At 74.4% G+C, this 18507-nt stretch carries 13 protein-coding genes and 1 pseudogene; 7 read left to right on the forward strand and 7 right to left on the reverse strand.

Annotated features, from left to right (window positions below; genetic code table 11):
- Positions 1 to 28: 28 nt before the first annotated feature.
- Positions 29 to 520 carry an Lrp/AsnC family transcriptional regulator gene (locus HB370_RS03250; RefSeq protein ID WP_051815251.1) on the reverse strand — a complete coding sequence of 164 codons (492 nt, stop codon included), beginning with the start codon at positions 518 to 520 and terminating at the stop codon, positions 29 to 31.
- Positions 521 to 633: 113 nt separating this feature from the next.
- On the opposite strand from HB370_RS03250, the gene HB370_RS03255 reads away from it, so the two are divergent.
- The gene (locus tag HB370_RS03255; protein WP_030776198.1) at positions 634 to 1404 is read left to right on the forward strand and encodes a class I SAM-dependent methyltransferase; all 771 of its coding nucleotides are present in this window, start codon (positions 634 to 636) and stop codon (positions 1402 to 1404) included.
- Here HB370_RS03255 and HB370_RS03260 read toward each other — a convergent pair.
- Both HB370_RS03260 and HB370_RS03265 read right to left on the reverse strand, forming a co-directional pair.
- Positions 1388 to 4456, reverse strand: a complete 3069-nt coding sequence (locus HB370_RS03260; RefSeq protein WP_030776196.1) for an amidohydrolase family protein — start codon at positions 4454 to 4456, stop codon at positions 1388 to 1390. The two genes, HB370_RS03255 and HB370_RS03260, sit on opposite strands and share 17 nt — an antisense overlap.
- Before the next feature lie 321 nt (positions 4457 to 4777).
- Positions 4778 to 5674, reverse strand: coding sequence for an MBL fold metallo-hydrolase (locus tag HB370_RS03265; protein WP_030776193.1), 897 nt, complete (start codon positions 5672 to 5674; stop codon positions 4778 to 4780).
- 167 nt (positions 5675 to 5841) lie between these two features.
- Here HB370_RS03265 and HB370_RS03270 point away from each other — a divergent pair, with 167 nt between their 5' ends.
- From HB370_RS03270 to HB370_RS03290, 5 genes are all read left to right on the forward strand, one after another.
- The gene (locus HB370_RS03270; protein WP_030776190.1) at positions 5842 to 6270 is read left to right on the forward strand and encodes a MarR family transcriptional regulator; all 429 of its coding nucleotides are present in this window, start codon (positions 5842 to 5844) and stop codon (positions 6268 to 6270) included.
- Between the two features lie 231 nt (positions 6271 to 6501).
- Entirely contained in the window at positions 6502 to 7869 is a 1368-nt protein-coding gene (locus tag HB370_RS03275) for an alkaline phosphatase (protein ID WP_030776187.1), read from the forward strand.
- A 223-nt stretch (positions 7870 to 8092) separates the two neighbouring features.
- Entirely contained in the window at positions 8093 to 8800 is a 708-nt protein-coding gene (locus HB370_RS03280) for a hypothetical protein (protein ID WP_030776184.1), read from the forward strand.
- Positions 8801 to 8967: 167 nt separating this feature from the next.
- The gene (locus HB370_RS03285; RefSeq protein ID WP_030776182.1) at positions 8968 to 9330 is read left to right on the forward strand and encodes a metalloregulator ArsR/SmtB family transcription factor; all 363 of its coding nucleotides are present in this window, start codon (positions 8968 to 8970) and stop codon (positions 9328 to 9330) included.
- Positions 9323 to 9550: a hypothetical protein gene (locus tag HB370_RS03290; RefSeq protein WP_030776178.1), complete on the forward strand. Its 228-nt coding sequence runs from the start codon at positions 9323 to 9325 to the stop codon at positions 9548 to 9550. The genes HB370_RS03285 and HB370_RS03290 overlap by 8 nt, the downstream gene beginning before the upstream one ends.
- 12 nt (positions 9551 to 9562) lie before the next feature.
- Here the strand turns inward: HB370_RS03290 and HB370_RS03295 are convergent, their stop codons facing one another.
- The 4 genes from HB370_RS03295 to HB370_RS03310 all read right to left on the reverse strand — a co-directional run bounded on the left by HB370_RS03295 (position 9563) and on the right by HB370_RS03310 (position 16628).
- Positions 9563 to 12826 (reverse strand): helix-turn-helix transcriptional regulator, encoded by a 3264-nt coding sequence (locus tag HB370_RS03295; protein ID WP_244405391.1) that lies wholly within the window; start codon positions 12824 to 12826, stop codon positions 9563 to 9565.
- A gap of 431 nt (positions 12827 to 13257) precedes the next feature.
- Positions 13258 to 14187 (reverse strand): dienelactone hydrolase family protein, encoded by a 930-nt coding sequence (locus HB370_RS03300; protein WP_030776172.1) that lies wholly within the window; start codon positions 14185 to 14187, stop codon positions 13258 to 13260.
- 271 nt (positions 14188 to 14458) lie between these two features.
- Entirely contained in the window at positions 14459 to 15697 is a 1239-nt protein-coding gene (locus HB370_RS03305) for a cytochrome P450 (protein ID WP_030776170.1), read from the reverse strand.
- A 373-nt stretch (positions 15698 to 16070) separates the two neighbouring features.
- The gene (locus tag HB370_RS03310; protein ID WP_030776168.1) at positions 16071 to 16628 is read right to left on the reverse strand and encodes a hypothetical protein; all 558 of its coding nucleotides are present in this window, start codon (positions 16626 to 16628) and stop codon (positions 16071 to 16073) included.
- A 191-nt stretch (positions 16629 to 16819) separates the two neighbouring features.
- On the opposite strand from HB370_RS03310, the pseudogene HB370_RS03315 reads away from it, so the two are divergent.
- Positions 16820 to 18447 (forward strand): annotated as a pseudogene (locus HB370_RS03315) (hypothetical protein).
- The last annotated feature ends 60 nt before the right edge of the window (positions 18448 to 18507 follow it).

Genomic DNA, 18507 nt, shown 5'->3' on the forward strand with positions numbered 1-18507 from the left:
AGGGAGGCTCCCGGCAAGTGACGTGACGTCAGCCGCGCCCGTCGCCTCCCGCACTGTGTTCGGTGCCGTCCAGGGGGCTCATGACACGGCTGCTCGTCTGCTGGTAGATCACCGAGCTGCGAAAGCTCACCACCTCCCGGCGGGCGCTGAAGCGGTCCATGAGGAAGGCGTGCAGCCGCTCGATGTCCGGCACCGCCACGTGCACCACGAAGTCGTCGTCGCCGGAGACCACGAACACCGAGACCACCTCCGGCAGTTCGGCGAGATACGCCTCGAAGCCGGAGATCACGTCCCGGCTCAGCGGGCGCAGCCGGGCGAAGACCAGGGCCTGGAGCGAACGGCCCAGCAGGCGTGGCTGCACGGCCGCGTGATAGCCGGTGATCACCCCGCGGGCCCGCAGCGACCGGACCCGCTCCAGACAGGTGGACGGGGCGATGCCGACCTTGCGGGCCAACTCCCGGTTGGTGAGCCGTGCATCGCGCTGCAGATGGCCGAGGATCGCCGAATCAATGGAGTCCATGGCCGCCATTTTTCCCCGTGCCCCGAATAGGGTTCGGCGGGCGCCCGGAACAGCCGTATCACGCTCTAGGTTTCCCTTCACCCACCGGATCCGAAGGGAGCCCTGACCGCCCCATGACGACCGCCGTCGATCACTACGACCGGTTTCTCGCCGAGCACTACACCTGGATGCTGGGAGGTGATCTCGGCGCGCTGGCCGCTGCCCAGCGCACCCATCTACTGGAGTGGGGCGTGGTGCCCGGCCCGGCCGGGACCACTGCCGTGGACCTGGGCTGCGGTCCGGGGCACACCAGTCTCGCCCTGGCCGGCCTCGGCTTCGATCCGGTGTTCGCCGTCGACCTGAGCGAACCGCTCCTGGACGAGCTGGCCGCGCACGCCACCGGCACCCCGGAGGTGCGCCCGGTGCGGGCGGACGTGCGCACCGCCCTGCCGGAACTGGTCCGCCCCGGCTCGGTGGGGGCCGTCGTGTGCCTGGGCGACACCCTGACCCATCTGCCGACACGGGGTGCCGTGGCCGCGCTGTGCGCCGATGTCGCCGCCGCGCTCGCGCCCGGGGGAACGGCCGTGTTCGCCTACCGCGATCTGACGGTCCCGCTCACCGGCACGGACCGCTTCCTGCCGGTCCGCTCCACCGAGGACCGGATCATGACCTGTTTTCTGGAGTACCCGGACGACTTCGACGCCTACACGGTGGTCGTGCACGATCTGATCCACACCCGCGACCCCGCGAGCGGCGACTGGTCCTTGAACGCCCACAGTTACCGCAAGCTGCGGCTCTCCCACGCCTGGGTGCTGGAGCGGTTCCGCGGCGCCGGGCTGCGGGTGGCGCACGAGCACGGCGGGCCGGGGGGCATGCGCACGGTGGTCCTCAAGCGGGCGTCGTGACCGTGCCCCGGACCGCGTCCACGAGGTCGCTCTGGTAGTGGGCGACGCCGTCCCGGAGGACCAGCGGGGTGCGCGGGAGACTGCCGAAGTCGGTGAAGGGGTCGCCGTCGACGACGGTCAGGTCCGCGATCTTTCCCGGCTCGACGGTGCCCAGGTCGTCCTCGACGCCGAACAGCCGCGCGGGGGCGGCGGTGGCGCACAGCAGGGCTTGGGCCGGGCTGAAGCCGTGGGTGTGCAGGGCGCGCAGGGCCAGATGGAGCGAGAGGCCGGCCGGGACCAGGGGCGCGTCCGTGCCCACCGCGAGCAGGGCGCCCTCGGCGGCGAGGCGGCGGTAGGCGGCCATCTCGGTGGCGAGGGCCCGCCGTTGCTCGTCGGTGGGCGGTGTGCGGGCGCGTTCACGGACGGTGGTGACGTCCCAGGGCGGCATGAGGGTGAGCACCCGGGGGTCGTCGGCCAGGGCGGGGTCGGCGCCCAGCAGGGCCTGCGCGGTGAACGGGGTGGCGATCAGGGCGAAGCGGCCGTCGGCGTACTGCTGGACGAGGTCCTGGTGGATGTGGCCGGTGGGGGTGGTGGCGTGGCCGTAGGGCAGGCGCTGGGTGGCCTGAAGGTGGGTGGTGAGGTCCTGTCCGGCGGCCCGGCCCGGTGCACACAGGTGGCTGCCACAAGGCACCCCGAGCCGGTGGGCGGCGTCGGCCGCCTGCGCCATGACCTGCCCGGAAGCGCGGACATAGGTCTTGACGAAGTCGACCTTCAGGGCGGTGGCCCGCTCCAGGGTGCGCCGCACACCGGCGGCGGTGCGGTGGGCGCGGCCCATGGCGTACGCGGTGCGGGCACCGTCGATGAGTTCGGCGCAGGCCAGCAGGCGCGGGCCGGTGCTGTGCCCGGAGGCGAGGGACTCACGCAGCCGGACCGCCTCGTACAGGGACGCGCCCATGCAGGCCATGGTGGTGATGCCGTAGGCGAGTGCGGTGAGGCTGTGCCGGGCGCCGTAGGTGGCGCTGTAGGGGTGGGTGTGGCTGTCGAACAGGCCGGGCAGAACGCTGTGCCGCGAGGCGTCCACGGTGCGGTGCCCCGGGCGGCGCGGGCGGTGGGGTTCGACCGCGGTGATCCGGCGGCCGTCGGTGAGGATGTCGATGTCCCGGCGCGGGGCGGTGCCGGTGCCGTCCCACAACTGCCCGGCGTGGACGCGCAGTCGCCCCCGATCGCCGGCCGGACGGTGGGTGAGCGGCACGGACAGCGTACGGGGCCCGGACCGGGCCGGGTCCAGGAGACGGAGCCGGCCCGAGGAGAGGTAGAGCAAGGTGTTCGTCTCGCGTGCCCAGGTGGGGTGGTCGGCCGGTTCGCCGGTGAGCCGGCGGGCGGGACCGGTCGGGGTGCCGTCACCGGTGACGGGCAGCAGCCAGAGCACCGACTCCGCGACCAGCGCCATCCAGCGGCCGTCGGGCGACCACACGGGGCCGGCGGCGGCACGGTCGGACAGGGACTGGTGCGCGGCGGGCAGATGACGCCTCTCGGTGCCGGTGCGGGTGTCGAGGACCCGGATGAGGTGGTAGCCCTCGCGGAAGCGGTGGTTGAGCCGGTTACGGTCGCAGAACGCCACGTACCGCCCGTCCGGTGACCAGGTCGGGGCGCCGGGCGGGCCGTCGGCGGCCAGCGGCCGGGCCAGCACCCGCTCCGCGCCGGTGGCCAGATCGCGCAGCAGCAGGTTGCCCCGGGTGTCCTGGCAGGCGAGGCGGGTGCCGTCCGGGGACGCCGCCGGGTACAGCCGGCCCGGTCCGGTGACCGGCTCGTCGTGCCCGCTGTCCAGGTGGAGCCGGCGTACGGCCGTCAGCCCGTCCCGATCGGTGCAGTACAGCAGGCTCCGCCCGTCCGGCGCCCAGGCGGGCATCTGCACATGGTGGACGGCGGCGGCCTGGAGGACCTTGCGGGGCGTCCCGCCGACGGGCAGCACCCACAGGGCGTTCAGCGCCACGAAGGCCACGCTGCCGCCGTCGGGCGCGAGGGCGGGCAGATGGATGCCGCGCACCGGTCCCACCGCCTCCAGGGAGAGCGCCCTGGGACGCCGCCGGGGTCGCGGCACCGGCATCCGGGCGGTGAACGGGATGTCCCGCACCGAGCCGGGTGTGCCGAGGGTACGGAGGCGGAGCCGGCCGTCGGCTACGTACAGGAGCCGGTCGTCGCCGAGCCAGCACGGCGGTGCCGCCGCCAGGTCCTCGCCCTCGGTCACCGCCCGCCCGTCCACCAGGAGCGTGGCCCGCGCGGCCGGCAGGGACGGGGAGCCCGTGGTGCCGGACAGGTGCAGGCAGGCGATCCGGCCCGAGGGGGACACCGACGGGCACAGCAGCCGGCCCTCCCCCACCCTGCGGAGCACCTGCGCGGGACCTCCCCCGGCGGGTACGCGGACCAGTGCCAGGCCGCCGTCGCTGCCGCCGTCGGGTGTGTGGGCGGCGCGGACGCACACCACCGAGTGTCCGTCCGGCCACCAGACCGGGTCGCTGTCCTCGTAGGCGCCGCCGGTCAGCCGCTCGGCCCCGCCGCCGTCCGCGTCCGTCGTCCACAGTCCGAACGAGGCACCGGTCACCGGGTCGCCGCCGCGCTCGGAGGCGAAGACCAGCCGGCTGCCGCCGGGCGACCAGGCCACGCCCCGGTCGTCCCAGGGTCCGTCGGTGACCTGGCGCAGCCCGCTGCCGTCGGCGCGCAGCGTCCACAGATGGAAGCCGCCGCCCCGGTAGCCGCCCACCGCCAGCCGTCCGCCGTCGGGGGACAGGACCGGGCGGGTCGCCTCCAGGTCCCAGTCGGTGATCCGCACCGCCTCCCCGCCCTCCGGCGGCACCCGCCACAGGACGCCTTGCACCTCGGCGATCAGCACGGACCCATCACGGGAAGAGGTCACCGATCCCCCGGTCACCTCGCGGTAAAGCAGAGTGCGCCGCTCTGCGGCGGCGGACGCGGCCATGGCCGGGGTTGCTGCCGGGACCGCGACCGCCGTCAGCCCGGCGGCGGACGCCCGCAGCAGGTCCCGGCGGCCGACCCGGCCGTGATCCGTCGTCATCGCTCTCCTCACCGGCTCGCCGAGCGGCCGTCCCCGGCGCACCGCCACGGTGGGCGGGCGGCACGGCCGGGTCCATGGTGGCGGGCACCGAGGCCGCATCCGGGACGGCGCGCGGGAGTTCGGGTCGGGCGGCGGATCGCGGTGCGTCGTCGTACGGGTGGCACGAGTCGCGACCAGCCGGAACCCCCGCACCTTTGCGGAGCACCCTCGCCGACCACCCGCTCCCGTGCGCGGTGCGCCCACGCCCCGGGCATGCACCCCCGCCCTTGCTCGTACGCCTCCGCCCCGCCAGTGCGCCCCGCCCTGTCCGTGCCCGGCGTCTCAGGCCTCCAGAGGCTGCCACGCCGGGCCGTCGCCACCCCGCCGGACCCGGCCGAACACCACGTCGGCGAAGTGGACGCCGAAGCCGATCGTGCCGGGCTCCGCCAGCTCGGCGACGAGACGCCGGCGGTGGTCGGCGGCCCGGACGGGATCCTGGTCGTGGACAGAGGACCATTCGGGGTGGTCCACCTGGATCGGCGAGTGCAGGGAGTCGCCGAAGGCTATGAGGCGGCTTCCGCCGCCGGTGATGACGTACTCCGCGTGCCCGGCCGTGTGGCCGGCGGTGATCCGGACCCGCACACCGGGGAAGATCTCCTGTCCGTCGGTCACCGTGCGCACGCGCGGTGCCAGCGCCGTCACGATCTCCTCGGAGAGGCCGCCGGCCGCCTCCGGCAGGTCACGCGTGGCCCATTCCGGTGCCGGTACGAAGTGGTCGGCGTGGGCGAACGCGAGCCGGCCGGTGTCCGGGACGGGGTGGACGGCCCAGCCGATGTGGTCCGGGTGCAGGTGGCTGAAGGCCACGGCCTCGATCTCCTCGGGCCCACGGCCCAGCTCGGCCAGGCTGTCCAGCAGCGCGCCGCCGTACAGCGCGCCGTTCGGAGTGTCCGGGTCGGCCGGCAGGGACCGGGGGCCGAACCCGGGGTCGATCAGCAGCGCGCGGTCGCCCTGTTCCACCAGAAGGCCGCCGATGCTCGCCACGAGATACCCGGAGGCGTCCAGATACTCCGGATGCGCGGTCCAGGTCTCCTCGGTGGTGTCCGGCAGCCAGGCGCGCGGCCTGCCCTGCACGGCTCCGTCCGGGACGAAGGACACCTTCGTGTCGCCCAGCCGGACCGAGCGGATTCCCGCGGGCCGTCGCAGCCGGTCGTCCTGGACGAGTGCGGAGTTGGCCACCATGTGCGTCGTCTCCCTCTTTTTCGCTCCCCGGCCCCGGTCGGCGGCGCAGGACCTCGGTGCCGGTGACCGTCATGTCTCCCGGTCGGCACAACACCACGATAAGCATCAAGCTAGAAACATTCAAGCTCTAAATATCCGAACTTGATGGACTTGATAGGATGAGCCCCATGACGACGCCCCCGGAACCGCAGACCAGCGCCGAACGACAGCTGTGCGGTCTGGTGAACGGACTGGCGCAGCAGATCGCCGAGCACGTACGGGAGCGGGCCGCCGCCCTGGGCCTCACCGCCGCCCAGGCGACCGCGCTGCGCGAGATGACCGGCCCGATGACCATGCGCGAGCTGGCCGAGCGCATGAGCTGCGAGCCCTCCAACGCCACGTTCGTCGTCGACAAGCTGGAGAAGCAGGGCCTGGTCGAGCGGTGCCCGCACCCCACCGACCGCCGTGCCAAGCAGCTCCTGCTCACCGCCGAGGGCACGGCGTTGCGTGACCGGCTCCTCGGGCTCCTCGCCCAGGACTCACCGCTGGCCGGCCTCAGCCCACAGCAGCAACGCACCCTTCAGGGCCTGCTGGAGCAAGCCATCACCCGGCCCTGAGCCGCGACGCCGGAACAGCGCTCCCCCTCGGCCCGCACTTCACCACCTGCGGCTGTGCGGGTGCCGCGCACCGGTGGCCCTACAGGGGCCGCGCACCGACGGCCGTCCGGAGGACACGCGTGCGAAACCAACGCCCCACCAGGGGTTTCCATGCGATTCAACGACGGGTGATGGGCTGACGCCCGTTGACGCCCGTCCGTCCCGGACGGGATGCCCCAAGGAGTCGCTTCCATGCACAGACCGTCCCGCCGTCACCTCACCCTCGCCACCGCGTTGCTGGCGTCCACCACCGCCGCAGCCGTCGCCTTCACCACCGGTGCCGGCGCGACCGACACCAAGCAGCAGGCCGAGGACGCCATCAAGGGCGGCAAGGCGAAGAACGTCATCCTGCTGATCGGTGACGGCATGGGAGACTCGGAGATCACGCTCGCCCGTGACTACACCGTCGGCGCCAACGGCCGCCTGAACATGGACAAGTTCCCGCTGACGGGCGAGTACACCACGTACGCCGTGCACAAGGACGGCACCCCCGACTACGTCACCGACTCCGCCGCCAGCGGCAGCGGCTGGGCGACCGGGGCGAAGACGGTGAATGGACGCATATCCAAGACACCGGGCACCGACAAAGCCGTCCGCACGATCCTGGAACTGGCACAGAAGAATGGTTACGCCACCGGCAGCGTCACCACGGCCGAGCTGACCGACGCCACCCCGGCCGTGCTCGCCTCCCACGTCACCGACCGCTCCTGCCAGGGCCCGGCCGACATGGCCAAGTGCCCCGCCGACACGATCGCGGCGGGCGGCCCGGGCTCGATCGCCGAGCAGTCCGTCAACCACAAGGTGGACGTCCTCTTCGGCGGCGGCAAGCAGCGCTTCGACCAGAAGGTCACCGACGGCAGGTACAAGGGTCTGACCGTCACCGAGCAGGCGAAGAAGCTCGGCTATCGGATCGTCACCGACAACGCCTCGATGAAGGCCGTGAAGCCGGGCAAGCCCGTCCTCGGCCTGTTCGCCTCCGGGAACGTGCCGGTCGAGTGGACCGGCAAGCCGGCCGCCGTCGGCGGCACCGACCCGCAGCGCTGCGTCACCTCCAACCCCCACCGGCCGTCCACCACGCCGAGCCTGGCGGACTCCGCCACCAAGGCGATCCAGCTGCTGGAGGCCAAGCAGCGGCAGAAGCACTCCAAGAAGGGCTTCTTCCTGCAGATCGAGGGCGCCTCCATCGACAAGCAGGACCACGCCGCCGACCCCTGCGGCCAGATCGGCGAGACCGCCGCCTTCGACCGGGCGGTGAAGGTCGCCCGCGCCTACGCGGCCCAGCACCCGGACACCCTCGTCGTCACCACCGCCGACCACGGCCACACCAGCCAGATCGTCCCGCTGGAGGCCACCCCGCCCGGCCTGTCCGCCACCCTGGTGACCAACGAGGGCCAGCAGCTGAAGGTCAATTACTCGACCAACACCCCGGGCCAGTCCCAGGAGCACACCGGCACCGAGGTGCGCATCGCCGCACAGGGTCCGCTGGCCTACCGGGTGCTCGGCGTCACCAACCAGACCGACCTGTTCACCACCCTCCGCGAGGCCCTGCGCCTGAGCTGAGTGCCCTGAAAGGGAGAAGGGGGAGGGGAGACCGAGCCACCGGTCTCCCCTCCCCCTACTCCCTTGTGCACGTTTTCCCTTCTTCACGCCCCCTCGACCGGCCGCACGACCCGTTCTGTTGGTTGCGCAAGTTTGCGACCATGAGACGCGCCGCCCCTCGCCGCGCCGCGCTGCGACGGGTGGCTGACCTACTGTCGGCGAACCTTCCGGACCTGGGGGATGGATGACGGACAGTGCCCCGCCCGGGCTGGAACTCGGCGGTGTGTTCGAGCGCGTACTCGACCAGGCCATAAGCCTCGGGCAGGTCGTGGAGGCGATGGAGCGGTGCGGGAGCCTCGTCGACCGCGCGGAGCTGCGCACGAGGGCGCTCGGGGCGATGAACGCGATCGCCGCGTTCGCCGACATCGAGTACCGCGATTACCTGGCGGCCGTGACCGCGAGTTCGGGCCGGAGGAGGGGCCGACGGGCCCTCCATGATCCCGCGCCGCCGTCCTGCGATCCAGGGGTGCCGTCGTACGGCGCCCTGCCGCCGTCCCGCGAGCCCGGGCTGCCGATCCGTTCCGCCGGGCCGCCTTCCTCGACGTCCACGAGGCTCGTCCTGGCCTCGGGGGGACTGGTGCTGCTGCTCTCCGGGTACGTCATGTGGTCCCCCGGTGCTCTGCCCCGCGCCGGTGAGGGTGTGCTCACGGTCTGCCTGCTGCTGGTCGCGCCGGCCGTCGGGGTGGCGCTCGGTCACCTGGTCCGGCGGTCCCGGCCGGCGACAGGCGACCGCTCCCGCGGCTCCGGCGCGGTGGCGGTCCCCTCGGACACCGTGGCCCGGGCCCGGCAGGCCTGGGAACTGGCCCTGCTGGAGCGGGGGGTGGTGCCCTTCCTCCTCGGCCGTCTCGAAGAGGCACGCCTGGGGCAGCGCCGGGATCGCGCGGGACGGTGACGGACCGGGCGCGGGCGACCGTGGCAGCACACGCTGACCGGAGCCCGGCGGCACACGATGACCAGGTACCCGGCGGCGTACGACGGCCGGTGACCGGCCCTTACGATGGGCGGGCTCATGGGCGTTCGGTCGCCCACGGGCCGGAATCGGAGAGGATCAGGAGAACTGTGACGGACCGCGCCGGCGGCCTGGAGGACCCGCCCGCCGAGGTGCTGGCGGCCGCGGCCGCCGCGTTCGGGCTGCTCGCCTCGACCGCCCGACTGCACCTGATGTGGGCCCTGTCCCAGGGCGAGAGCGACGTGACCGGCCTCGCCGACCGGGTGGGCGGCGCGCTGCCCGCCGTCAGCCAGCACCTGACCAAGCTGAAGCTGGCCGGACTCGTCGGCTCGCGCCGGGAGGGCCGGCGGCAGGTCTACTACATCGACGACCCCGACGTGGTCACACTCGTGCGGGTGATGGTCACGCATCTGACCGGGCCCTCCCGGTACGGCTCCGGCCGGGCGCGCGGGCTGCGCGGAACCCGTGCGTGAGGCCACCGCGGCCTCCGGCCGGGACGCGGCGGACCCGGCTCCCGGCGCCACCGCGCGGACGGGCCGGAACCGACAGGTCGACGGAGCCCGTTGCGAGGAGCGTCCGGGGCCCGGCGTGCTGGAGGTGCTGCTGCCGCCCGTCTCCTACCTCCCGCTCACCGCGGTGCTCGTGCCGTACGCGGTGGGACTCACGGTGCTGAGGCGGCGCCGGGACACCTGACGCACGGCGCGCTCAGGGCTGTGCGACGGTCTGCCCGGCCTGCTCCACCAGACGGGCCAGCTCCATCCGGGAACGGACGCCGAGGGCGGCGAAGACGTTGCGCAGGTGGTAGTCGACGGTGCGGGTGCTGACCGACAGGCTGAGGGCCACCTCCCGGTTGGTGAGTCCCTGTGCGACGCCCCGGGCGATGCGCAACTGCTGCGGGGTCAGCCGCGCCAGTCCGTCCGGCCGGACCGGGTCCCCGGGCACGCCCGCGGCCGGTCCGTCCGCGCCGGGCACACCGGCGGCCCCCGTGACCCCGGCCACCCCGTTCGCCCGGAGTTCCGCCGCCGACTGCTGGGCCCACGGGCCGGCGCCGCAGCGCTCGAAACCGAGCAGCGCGGCCCGCAGATGGGTACGTGCCTCGCTCAGCCGGCGGCGTCGGCGCAGCCACTTGCCGTAGAGCAGTTCGGTACGGGCGCGTTCGAAGTCCCCGGCACCCTCCGCGTGCCGCCGCAGCGCCTGCCGGTACAGCGCGTCGGCGGCCTCGGGCGGTGCCAGCAGGGCGCGGCAGCGCAGCAGTTGGGCGGGGGCCTGCGGGTCGGCGTCACACGCCGCCCAGAGCGCGAAGTCCTCGACCGCGTCGCCGGCGCCCTCCGGCTGCCGGGCGAGCGCGCAGGCCTCCACGTAGCACGGTACGGCGAGCATCCAGACGGCGAAGTGGCCGTGCCCCGAGCCGGGCCGCACCAGGGGCGCGAGCCGTTCGGCGGCCTCGCGGGGCCGGCCGTGCCCCAGGTCGGCGCGGGCCAGTGCCCACTGGGCCAGCGCGGCGGCCTGGGCCAGCCCGTGCCGGCGGGCGGTGCTCATCGCCGCGGTCGCGTGCTCGGCGACGGTGTGCGCCTCACCGGCGATGGAGGCGGCCAGAGCGAGTACGGCGTGGTGGTGGGCGGCCGTGTTGCGCAGCCCGGCACGGTAGGCGCTGCGCAGCCCCTCCTCGGCGTGTGCCCGGGCCAGCGCGTGCCGTCCGGCGCGCAGTTCGCCGTAGGCGAGGTACTCCAGGGCGCGTGTCTCGTGCAGGGCGGACCCGTGGGTACGGGCCACCGCGAGCGCCCGGGCGCCGGACCGGCGGGCGGCGGCGGTGTCGCCGAGCAGTAGGGCCGCCGAGGCCGCCCGGAGCAGTTCCTCCGGGTCGTCCGCCGTCCACGCGCGGTCCACGACCCGCCGCAGGGGGGCCGCGGCCAGGTCGAACCGCCCTTGCAGGACCGCGCGCATGCCCGCGCGGTGGTCCCGCAGGGCCGCCACGGCGCCGGGCCCCCGCCCGCCCGCGAACGCACCGGCGGCCAGGGGTGTGCTCCCGGGCCCCACCTGACCCACGAGACCGGGACCGGGGGCCTCCGGCATGCCGGGGGCCTGCTCATGCCCGGGTGGACCGGCAGGCATGGGCGGTGCCTGGTCCAGGTGGCCGGGGGCCTCCGCCATACCGGGGCCCCACTCACTCCGGGACGGACCGACGGGCATGGGCGGTACCTGGTCCGGGGGGCCAGGGGGCTCCGCCATACCGCGGCCTCGCTCGTCCCCGGGTGGACCGGCGGACACGGGCGGAACCTCGCCCACGGAACCGGCGGCCTCCGCCGCGCCAAGGCCCCACTCCTCCCCGACCGGACCAGCGGACACGGGCCGAAGCCGGCCCACGGGACCGACGCCGGGCATCCGCTCGGTCACGGCCCGGTCAGCGGTCGGGGGCGGGGTTCCAGGGAGTGACCGGCCCGTGAGAGCGGTGCCGGCGGCCTTCCCCGCGCGGTGGCCCCCGGTCCACCAGCGGCCCTGCGTCAGGGCGTGCAGGCAGGCGGCTAGGTCGCCCGCCGACCAGGCGGCGTCCGCGGCGGCCAGGGCGGCTTCGGCGGACCGTTCGGGGTCGTGCGGAGCGGACAGGGCCGCCGCGAGCAGCAGGGTTTCGCGGGCGTCGTCGACCGGGCCGTCCCAGCGCAGCGCGGTGCCGCGCAGCAGTTCGGCACGCGCGCGTACCGGCGCGGGAGCCGGTCGGCAGCGGGCCGTGTCGAGCAGTCGCAGCGCGCGGGCCGACTGACCGGCGAGCAGGGCCTGTTCGGCGGCGGCCGTGTACCACCGGACGCGCTCGACGCCGTCCGGGGCGAGTTCGGCGGCGCGGGTGTACGCCGTACAGCGCTGCGCGGGCGTGGCCGCCGACGCCGGGTCCGCCAGATCGGACGCGAGGGCGGCGGCGAGCGCCGGGTCGGGGGCCGTGACGGCCCAGGAGCGGTGCAGCAACGCCGGCAGGCCGCGTGCGTCGGGCAGCGCGCCGGCCAGCGCTTCATGGGCCGCACGGCGCCGCTCGGCCGACGCGCCGGCGTACACCGCCCGGCACAGCACCGTACTGCGGAAACCCAGCCGCCCCTCGGCGGCGAACAGCGCCTCCGGCAGCGTGATGCCGCCCGGCGGGAGCCGGTCGTCGCCGATGCCGTGGGGATCGGTGCCACGGCCGGGAACGAGACCCCCGTCGGGGTGTGCGGCGGGAAGCGGAACGCGGCCATGGGCGCGCGACTCCGACAGGGAATCGGGATCACGGCCCGGCAGCGCCCCGCCGTCAGGGCGTGGCCTCGACTCGGGCCGGAGGCCACGGCCCGGCAGGGGGCCGCGCTCGGCGCCCGGACGCACCAGTGCGTACCCGCGTGGAGGCGCGAGGGGATCGGGGCACGGCCGGGCGGCGGCGAGCCGGGCCACCGCGCGTCGTACGACGTCGGCCTCGGCGGTGGGCTCGCCCGAGACCTGAACGGCCGCCGCGGTCACGAGCAGCAGGTCCCGCTGGGCCGGCGGCAGTCCGGTGAGGTGGCGGTCCGCCGGCGCCGCGAGGATCTCGGCCGCGACAAGGGGACACGGCAGCGGAGCGATGCCGCCGAGCTGGGCCGGAGTCAGGCGGTGCAGTACGCCGAGCAGCAGGGCGGGGTTGCCTTCGGCGGCGGCGGTGATCTCCTCGCGTACCCGGGGGTCGAGCGCGCCCGGCGCGGCCTCGTCCAGCAGGGCGGCGGCCTCCGGCGCGGACAGCGGCGCGAGACGGAGCAGCGGCAGACCGGCGAACTCCGGGTCCACGGGCCGGAATCCGGCCACGGTGAGCACCAGGGCGACCCCACCGCCGGGGCAGAGCCGGGCGGCCAGCCGGCCGAGGGCGGTCCGGGAGGCGGCGTCCCACCGGTCGGCGTCGTCGACACAGAGCAGGACCTGTCCCGGACGCCGCGGCCGCCCGCAGCGCGCCGGCCAGGTCGCGCACCGGACCCGCGGCACCGGCCTCGGGCACCCCGGCCGCCCGGCACAGCGCCCGCAGCCCGTCCAGCGGCCGCCGGAACGGCTCGGGGCGGGCGGGTACGACCACGGCGGGCCCGGCGTCGAACGCGTGGGCGACCCGGGCGAGGACGGTCGAGCGACCGCTGCCGGGCTCACCGGTCAGGACGTACGCGCCGCCCTCGCGCAGCCGCTCCCCCAGCGTCGCGACCGGATCCGGCCGGTGCCGCGCCGCACCGGCCCCCAGAGTCGTCTGTCCGCTCATTCCCGAAACCTTACTGACGCGTAAGGACGCGCGGAAGGCATACGTCCGGGCCCCTGCGGTCCGTTGCGGCGGCGCCGTGGCCGGGGTGCGGGAAGCCGGAGGCGGGACGGCACGGCGCCGGCGGCGACCGCCACGAGCAACGGTCGCCGCCGGGGGCCCGGAGGGTCGGTCAGGAGGTGTGCGGGCAGTTGCCCCGGTACTCCTCGATGGTCAGGCTCGGCCGGGGCAGCGGGCAGAGGAACTGCTCGTAGCGGGAGTCGTTGTCGATGAACCGCTTCAGCCAGGAGATGCTGTACTTCGCGATCGTCGTGTTCGAGGTGTTGGGCGTGAAGTGGGTCGCGGCGTTCAGCTCCAGGTACGCCCGGTCGAGGGAGCTGGGGAGGGTGGCGTAGAAGGGCTCGGCGTGGGTGGCGACGGGGGCGATCGTGTCGCCGTCGGCGCCGAAGATCAGGGTGGGGGTCTTGATCTCGGGCCAGGTCTTGTCGAGGTTCCACGGGGTCAGCGGGATCGCCGCCTGGAGCGAGGGGCGGGTCTTGGCCGCCTCCAGGCTGCCGCCGCCGCCCATCGAGTGGCCCATGACGCCGAGACGGCTGGAGTCGATGCGGTTCCGTACGGAGCTGCTGCCGGTGAGGTAGTCGAGCGCCGCGAGCAGCTGGTTGCCCCGGGAGTCGGGCTGGTCCAGCGTCGTCAGGGTGTCGATGGTGAAGACCACGAACCCCTGGGAGGCCAGCCGGGGGCCGAGCCAGGCGATGGAGGACTGGGTGCCGGTGTAGCCGGGTGAGACGGCCACCGCGCCGAAGGTGCCGTCGGTGGTGCTGGTCGGGTAGTAGATGGTGCCCCCGCCGAAGCCGGTGACGGCGAGCCGGGAGACGCTGGTCTCCGCGACGGCGTACGGGCCGCGGAGCGCCTCGATGCTGGATTCGGTGGGCGCCGGACCGCGCTCGTAGGGGTTGTCGGCGCCGTGGGCCGCCGGCCCGCCGAGCGTGGTCAGGCCGACGACGGCGGTGACCGCCGCGGCGAGGGCCGCGAGCCGTCCGGCACGACGGGTGGAGCGGGGGCGGGGGGCCGGTGCCGTGGCGCTGGTGCGCGGGTGCTGCACGACGAGTCGTCCTCTCTGTCGTGGCGAGCCGCCCGTCCGGCCCGGATGGCACGCGTGAGCGCGCCGGCCGACGGGCTCCGCCAGTGGGGTGAGCAGTGCCACTGTCGGCGTCGCGCGGCACGACCGGACCGGCAATGTCACCGGTCTTGTGCGGGAATCCGCCGCTGGAGGCGCGTCCCGGTGCGGGGTGAGAACGGTGGCGAAGGCCGTGACTCCGGCCCGCCGGAGCCACCGGCGCCCTGCGTACGAGACCTACGAGGCGTACGTCGGGTCAGCTCTCCCCGGGCCGCCGCCCGCCGGGCGTGAACGTGACCGGAAGCCGCGCCAGGCCGCGCAGGCCGCCGGGGCGCCAGGTCAACTCGGCCGGCGGCACCGCCAGGGCCAGGTCCGGAAGGCGGCGCAGCACCGTGCCGATGGCGATCTGGCCCTCCAGCCGGGCGAGCGGCGCCCCCAGGCAGTAGTGGATGCCGTGCCCGAAGGCCAGGTGGCCGCTGTCACCGCGGGTGATGTCCAGCCTGTCGGGGTCGGTGAACCGGGCCGGGTCGCGGTCGGCGATCGCTGACGCGATCACCACGGTGGCCCCGCGGGGAAGGCTCACGCCCGCGATCTCGACGTCCTCGCGGGCGAACCGGACGATCCCCGGGTTGACCGGTCCGTCGTAGCGGAGGAACTCCTCGACGGCGTCGGGCAGCAGCTCCGGGCGCTCCCGCAGCGACGACAGCTGCCCGGGGTGGGCGAGCAGCGCGGCGAGGCCCCCGCTGATCAGGTTGACCGTCGTGACGTACCCGGCCACCAGCAGCAGGAAGGTCATGGCGATCAGCTCGTCCTGGCTGAGCCGCTGGTCCTCGTCGTGAGCGCTGATCAGCGCGCTGAGGAGGTCGTCGCCGGGCCGGGGGCGCTTGGTCTCCAGGTGCTTGGTCACATAGGCGTGCATCCGTTGCCACGCCTCGTTGACGACGGCCGGGTCGGGCATGGTCTCGTCGCGTACGAGCATGGCGTCGGTCCACCGCTGGAAGTCCTGCCGGTCGTCGCCGGGCACGCCGAGCAGTTCGCCGATGACGGTGACCGGCAGCGGCAGCGCGAAGTCCGTCACGAGGTCGGCCCGGCCGGCCGGTGCCACCGCGTCGAGCAGCCGGTCGGTGATCTCCTGGATACGGGGGCGCAGCCCGGCGACGCGGCGTGCGGTGAACGCCTTCGAGACCAGCCGGCGCAGCCGGGTGTGGTCCGGCGGGTCGGCGCGCAGCATGCTGCTCATCATCGACTCGCGCTCGAAGTCGGGCAGTTGTGCGATGAGGCGAGGGTCCGAGGCATCGCGGACGTCGCTGCTCAGCCTGGGGTCGGAGAGAGCGGCGAGTGCGTCCTCGTAGCGGGTGATCAGCCAGGCCTCCAGGCCGCCGGCGATCATCGCGCGCCGGACCGGGCCCTCCTCCCGCAGCCGCCGGTAGAGCGGGAAGGGGTCCGCCAGGAAGGCCGGGTCGGAGTAGGGAAGAAGGACAGGCTGCTGACTCATCGTGCCTCCCGGGCCGAGGTCGACCGGACATGCCGCTTTGTCGGCACCAGGGAGACATACCCGATATGAGCGCCACGGCAACGGCCGTTCCCCGCCCGCCGTCCGGAACACGCCGTCGCGCGGCCGGGGTCGCCGGAGGACTGCGGGGGCACTGCCCGTAGCTGCCGCAGGACTGTCGAAGGGCTGTCACGGGGGCTTCCCTTCCGACCGCCGGAAGGGTAGGTTCCGGCTACCCCGCGCCGGCGCCGCGAGGCGCTCGGCCCGCCCGTCCCGGGCGGCGGGCCGCGCGGGGGCCAGTCGTCCGTCCGCCCGCAGCCTTACCCGAAGTGCGCCACGTCACCAGGAGCGCAGCACGTCACCGGAAGCGCGCCCGTCACCAGGTGTGCGCCACGTCCACCACGAGCTGGTCGGGCAGCTGGATCACCCGGAACGGCAGGCGGGCGCGGACGCCGAGACCGATCTGCGTCTCCCCCTCGAAACTGGCGGAGAACCGGGTGTCCCTGAAGGTGCTGTACCCGCTGACGTCCACGCCCGGAAGGGGCCGGCCGGCCCGCCCCGGGTACGCGGGTGTGCCGCTCGCGGGGTCGTAGGCGGGCGCGCCCACCCGGACGTCGAGCACGGCGCCGCCGCCGACCGGGATGTAGTCCCCGCTGGCCAGTTGGTGGAGCCGGTCGACGTAACGCACCGAGTAGCCGAGGGTGCCGCCGCCGGGCACGTCGAAGACCAGGCGGTCGAAGCAGTCGTGCCGGCCGGCCCTGACGGTCTTCAGCGGCACGGCGCCCGCCGCGGCACCGCCCTTGTCACCGCTGCCCCAGCCGGTCGGACAGGCCGTGGCGCCGGTGCCGGCCGCCGTCGCGGTGCCCGCGGCGACCATCCCCAGCCCGGTTCCCGCCAGAACGAGCGCCGCTACCGCAGCCGCTGTTCGTCGCATGATGTTGCCCCCTTGATCGAATGTCACGCCATTGCGGAGTGAGACCCATGGGTCCGACGGAGGGTTGCCCACCGTTGCCGGTACCCGTGTTGCGAGGTCATGAACAACCCTCATCTCTCCCTGGACTCCTAGACGGGCCGCTCCTGTGGTCGCGGCGGCGCGACCACCCGACGCGCACTCCGAGGAGCCCCATGTCCCGCAGGACGCCCGGCCGGGCCCTGGCCTTCGCCCTGGCCCTGGCCGCAGGCACCGCTCTCGCCGCGCCGTCCCCCGCGTCGGCCGACCCGATCCCCAGGGCGCCCGGACACCGCCTGGTCGACGCCTGCGCCGGCGCCCCGGTGACCGCGCGGCCACTGCCCGGCACCCCGCCGCCCCAGCACCCCTACCTCGCACCGAACGGCCGGTCCGGTATGCACGCGGACGGCTGGGGCAGCGCGGCCTCCCCGTGGTCCGGACCGCTCGGCGCCCACCCGCGGGCCGACAGCGAGCGGATGGCACTGCTGGGCGGGGAGTGCGCCACCGTCACCTTCGACCGGGCGGGGCGGATCGTCACCGTGTGCGGAACGTTCACCGGGTTCCTGGTCAAGCCGCTCGACCCGCGCTCCCTGGCCACGCCGGCCGAGTACGAGCTGCCCCAACGCCCGTCCACCGTGGAGGCGATCACCCGGCTCGACTTCTCCCGGATCTCCATGGACACCTCCAGCGGGGCCTCTTCATACCTGGACAACGAGGACCGGCTGGTGCTGGCGGACTCCCGGCAGCACATCGTCCGCCTCACCCACCGGCAACGGGCGGACGGCGGTTGGGAGTTCACCGTCACCGACGACTGGGACCTGGGCGATCAGGTGCCCCACGACTGCGCGACCTGGACCGACCCGTACCCCGACGGGGGCTGTGACCCGGTCACCTCCGTCATGCCGGACCGGCAGGGCCGGATCTGGTGGGTGACCCGGCAGGGACGGGTCGGCACCGTCGCCCCCCGCCACCGGGACCGTCCGTTCCGTCCGGCTGGACGGCGAGGAGATCCAGAACTTCTTCTCCGTCGCCGCCGACGGCGTCTCCATCGTCTCCGACCACGCGCTGTACGAGTTCACCGCGACGGCGGACGGCACCCCCGCCGTGGTGTGGCGGCAGACCTACGACCGGGGCACCGGCACCAAGCCCCGGCTCGGTGAACCAGGGTTCGGGCACCAAGCCGGACATCTTCGGCGACGGGCCGGTACGTGGCGATCACCGACACCGCCGACGACCGGATGCACGTCCTGGTCTACCGGCGCGGCGCGGCCGTGCCCGCCGGCCGGCGGCTGGTGTGCGAGGTCCCCGTCTTCGCCCCCGGTGCGTCCACGACCGACAACTCCCTGATCAGCTGGGGCGACAGCCTGGTGGTCGAGAACAATTACGGCTATGAGAACGTCTCGTCCCTCACCTTCGGGCGCAGCGTCGCCGGCGGGTCACCCGGATCGACGTCCGCCCGGACGGCAGCGGGTGCGAGACCGTGCGGGAGAGCGGCGAGCGGTCGCCGTCCGTCGTGCCCGAACTGTCCACCGGCAACGGGCTGATCCACCTCTACACCAAGGACCCCCACAGCCTCGACGTGGACGCCTGGTATCTGACCGCCGTCGACTTCCGCACCGGCCGGACCCGTTGGAAGCAGCTCGTGGGCACCGGTGTGGGATACGACAACAACTGGGCGCCGATCACCGTGGGTCCGGACGGCACCGCCTACATCGGGGTGTTCAACGGCCTGGCCGCCGTACGCGACGAGGGCCGAGCTTCCGGCGCCGCTTCGACACGGCCCGCCGTGCGTCACGGCGGGTGAAGCTGCGGCGCCTCCTTCGCAAGTTCTTCGGCAGATCGTCTTGTCAGGGGCGGGCGCCTG

The organism is Streptomyces sp. DSM 40868 (assembly GCF_011820545.1).
GTDB classification, from domain to species: Bacteria; Actinomycetota; Actinomycetes; order Streptomycetales; family Streptomycetaceae; genus Streptomyces; species Streptomyces eurythermus.